The following is a 277-nucleotide window of genomic DNA, read 5'->3' as shown; positions in this document are numbered from 1 at the left end:
CTGACCAATGCCTTTGGTCAGACCGGCGCCGAAGAGAAAGATGGCAAGCGCCTCCAGCAAGCCGCTTGCCGCTGTCGGATCTTCGAACGGATGCGCGGAGTTCGCGTTGAAGAAGCCGCCTCCATCGCCGCTAAGCAGTTTGATCATTTCCTGCGAGGCCACGGGCCCTATCGCCAGTACCTGATGGGCACCGTCCACCGACGTGGCGTCGACATAGGCCGACAAAGTCTGTGGGACGCCCGTTGCCTGCAAAACAAGCGCACCGGCGACGGAGAGC

General features: G+C 62.1%; 1 protein-coding gene. It reads right to left on the bottom strand.

The window, feature by feature from the left end; all coding sequences use genetic code 11:
- The coding region (locus Q5762_RS38165; protein ID WP_315896906.1) for a potassium-transporting ATPase subunit KdpA at window positions 1-277 on the bottom strand (277 nt) is incomplete at both ends.

Source organism: Streptomyces sp. P9(2023) (assembly GCF_032436795.1).
Taxonomy (GTDB): Bacteria; Actinomycetota; Actinomycetes; order Streptomycetales; family Streptomycetaceae; genus Streptomyces.
This window is presented reverse-complemented; position numbering and strand designations above follow the sequence as displayed.